A 3180-nucleotide genomic window follows, 5' to 3' on the forward strand; every position below is an offset into this window, starting at 1 on the left:
GCCCGCGGGCGGGGGGGGGGGGGGGGGGGCCGGGGGGGGGGGGGGGGGGGGGGGGGGGGCCGGCGGGGGGGGGGGGGGGGGGGGGGGCGCCCCGGCCCCCCCCCGCCCGTCATCCGGTCACGCTGCACGCGCGACCCACCGTCGTCATGCTGCCGAGCGCGCGACCAACCGGTCGACCGCCGCGACGGGGATGCCGACCCAGGTGGGGCGGTTCCGCGCCTCGTAGACGACCTCGTAGACCGCCTTGTCGAGCTCGAAGGCGTCGAGCAGTGCGCGGTGTGCGCGCAGGTCGGACCCGCTGCCCCGCTCGTACCCGTCGAGGAACGCACTGCGCGCCTCGTGCGCCCAGTCGCCGGTGTCCACGGGCTCGTCCTCGTGCGCGAGGGCGCCGGCGACGTAGTCGAAGGACCGCAGCATGCCGGCGACGTCCCGCAGTGCGACGTCCGGACGTGAGCGTTCCGGCATCGGACGGAGCGGCTCGCCCTCGAAGTCGAGGAAGACCCATCCACGGGGCTCGGGGGCTGAGAGCACCTGCCCGAGGTGCAGATCGCCGTGGATACGCTGCATGGTCGGCCACGGCACGGTCGCCGCCCGGTCGTAGACCCGGCCGACGGCGGCGGCGTGCTCGGCGACCTGCGGCACCTCGGCGGCCGCCGTGTCGAGGCGACGACGCATCGTCGCGATCGCCTCGTCGACCTGGTCCGGTCCGGAGGTCGCGGTGGGCATCGCGCCGGCCAGGACCGTGTGCACCTCGGCGAGCGCGGCACCGAGTCGGTCGGCGGCACTGGCGAAGGACTCGCCGCCCCGGGCCGCCGTGAGCGCGACGCGCCAGGCGTCCTCCAGCCCCGGCAGGAACTCCTGCGCGAAGGCGAGGTGGCCGTGCGCGGTGCCGCTCGCCTGACCGGCGTCCGGCCACTCCCCCGTCAGCGCGCCGAAGGTGCGTGGCACGCGGACGGAGCCGGCGGTCGACAACGCACGCTGGGTGGTGACGTCGGGGTTCTCACCGTCGTGCAGGACACGGAAGACCTTGGTGATCACCTGGCCGCTCTCGGCGGTGTCGGCGATGACGGACGTGTTCGACTGCTCGCCGCTGAGGACGCGCGCGCCGGTGACCGGACCGATGTGTTCACCGTCGGCCTCGATGCGGCCGAGCAGCCAGCGTGCGTAGGCGACGTCGTGCGGGGCGTCGTAGACCGCTGCACCGTCGAGTTCGGTGACCAGGGCGTGCGCGAGCTCGGGGATCGCGGCGGGGCGCACGGTGAGCGGGACCTGGTAGAGGACGGGGCCGGTGGGGGCGTCGTCGAGGACGAACAGGGTGCGGATCGTCGCGTCCGCGGTGGTGTCGGTCTGTTCGGCGACGACCCGGATGCTGGGGGTCCCGCCCTTGGCGGCGTACCACCGTTGGTCGGCCATCCAGCCGGCGACGGCGGTCTCGAAGGGGTCGGCGTGCACAGCGTCGGTCATGTCGGGGACGCTACCCGTCGCTGCTGCGCTGGGTCGCGGGATCACGGGTGTGGGGTGCGTCGCGGCGCGGTGGCGGGCCGCGTCGGGGCGCGGGTCCGGGCCGCGTCGGGTCACGGTGGCGGGCTGCGTCCCTTCCTGCACAGGGCGACGCTGGCCGGGAGGCTGTCCACAGTTCGCGGGGACCGTCACGGCGCTGGGGTGGTCCGGACGACACTGACTCGCATGCCCCAGCGAGACGATCCCCACGATGACGACTTCCCGGCCCCACGCCTGACGTGGCGGGTGCCGGACGCGCGCCGTCTGCCCGCCCTCGAGCCCTACGCGGACGTCGTCGGACGGGTCCCGCACGTGATCGTGCGTGAGACCGTCTGGGACACGTCGGACGGGGTGCTCGCCGCCGCCGGGGTCGACCTGGTGCGCAGTGAAGACGGCACCTGGACGATCGACCGCGGGGACGGCTCGGAACAGCTGGCGGACCGGACGGCTGATGCCCCGGTGCCGGAGCTGGCGGTGTACCTCCGTGGTCGCCCCCTGACCGTGGTCCGGCGGCGCGACACCACGGCGGCCCTGCTGGTGCTGCACAGTCGGGACGGCCGCGTGCGTGCCGAGGTCGCCGACGTCCGGGTCGACGAAGGCGCTCCGGGCGAGCCGGTGCTGCGGGTCGGCCGGTGGTGGGCGCTGGCCGACGACGGCAGCGAGCATGCGCTCGTCCGCGGGGTGGAGCGGGCGATGCGGGACGCAGCCGAGGACAGTGCGGCCGAGGGCGACGAGCGGGGCGCAGGCCTGTCCGAGCAGCCGCCGGTGCCGCTCCCCCGACGTACGCCCGTCCGTCGACCGGCCGGAGTGCGCCGCCCGAGATCGGGCACCGCCGCTCGGTTCGTCGTCGATGCCCTGGCCACGCTCCGTGCCGACGTGGTCCGGATCGACCCGCTCGTCCGGCGCGGGGAGCCCGACGCGCTGCACGCCCTCCGCGGGTCGCTCCGCCGGATCCGGAGTGTCCTGGCCGTGTACCGCGGAGCACTCGACCGCGGCGCCACCGAAGTGGTGCGACGGAGCCTCGGCCACGTCGGGCGTGCCGCCGGGGTGGCCCGCGACGCCGAGGTCCTGGTCGGGACCGTGCGGTCACTGGCCGACCGCGCACCCATCGGACTCGTCGGCGACGCCGCGTCGGCCGCGCTCCTCGCCCGCCTGACCGCCCCTCACCGCGACGCAGCAGCCGGGTTCGATGAGGTGCTGCGATCCGCCGAGTGGTTCGACGCCCTCGATGCACTCGACGCGCTCATCGCCGCCGCACCGCCCGGTCCTCGGGCCGGAGAGGCCGTTCGTCCCTTCGTCGAGCGTCGCCTGCACCGCGAACGACGGCGCGTGCGACGTGTGCGGGACACGGCAGCCCGCGCCGGTGACCTCGAGGTGCTCCACGATGCCCGCAAGGCCGCGCGACGGCTCCGGTACGGCATCGACGCGGCGGGCGGATTCGTCAGCGGCCGTCAGCACCTCGGTCGACTCCGGAAGGTGCAGGCGGCTGTGGGCGACGGACTGGACGCCGCGCACGCCGTCACGGCCCTGCAGCTGCGGACGGACTTCACCGCCGGTGTCCTGGCGAGGGGGGGGGGGGGGGGGGGGGGGCGCGGGGCCGCTGGTGCGGGGGGCGGCCCCGCCCCACGACGGGGTCCGGCACCGGCACGGCGGACATGAGCGCTGCCGTGTAGGGGTGCA

At 75.9% G+C, this 3180-nt stretch carries 2 protein-coding genes; one reads left to right on the top strand and one right to left on the bottom strand.

Features of this window, described 5'->3' with window-relative positions; genetic code table 11:
* Positions 1–144: 144 nt before the first annotated feature.
* Entirely contained in the window at positions 145–1464 is a 1320-nt protein-coding gene (locus QCD68_RS17025; RefSeq protein WP_301223871.1) for a maltokinase N-terminal cap-like domain-containing protein, read from the bottom strand.
* Between the two features lie 222 nt (positions 1465–1686).
* Here QCD68_RS17025 and QCD68_RS17030 point away from each other — a divergent pair, with 222 nt between their 5' ends.
* Entirely contained in the window at positions 1687–3159 is a 1473-nt protein-coding gene (locus QCD68_RS17030) for a CHAD domain-containing protein (protein ID WP_301223872.1), read from the top strand.
* Positions 3160–3180 lie beyond the last annotated feature (21 nt).

This window comes from Curtobacterium sp. PsM8 (assembly GCF_030433875.1).
GTDB lineage: Bacteria > Actinomycetota > Actinomycetes > Actinomycetales > Microbacteriaceae > Curtobacterium.